The 370-nt window shown below is 45.1% G+C and carries 1 protein-coding gene; it reads right to left on the reverse strand.

Translation table 11 applies throughout. The features are described from left to right. The coding region (locus tag EYY60_RS22155) for a hypothetical protein (RefSeq protein WP_162847814.1) at positions 1–370 on the reverse strand (370 nt) is incomplete at both ends.

A 370-nucleotide genomic window follows, 5' to 3' on the forward strand; every position in this document is an offset into this window, starting at 1 on the left:
GTTGTTGCTGATTCTCATTCCGCTTTGCGTTGTGCTGTAAACTGTATTGTTTGCTGTCCATGTATAAGCATCTCCTGAACAGATTGTCGCATTCGTTACAACATCTGCAGGCTTGGGCGTTACCGTCAGGTTCAGTACTTGGTCTGCTGTACAGCCGTTGTTGCTGATTCTTGTTCCATTTTGCGTTGTGCTGTAAACTGTATTGTTTGCTGTCCATGTATAAGTCTCTCCTGAACAGATTGTTGCGTTCGTCACCACATCTGCAGGTTTTGGAGTAACAGTCAGGTTCAGTACCTGATCTGCTGTACAGCCGTTGTTGCTGATTCTCATTCCGCTTTGCGTTGTGCTGTAAACTGTATTGTTTGCTGTC

This window comes from Flavobacterium zhairuonense (assembly GCF_004352915.1).
GTDB classification, from domain to species: Bacteria; Bacteroidota; Bacteroidia; order Flavobacteriales; family Flavobacteriaceae; genus Flavobacterium; species Flavobacterium zhairuonense.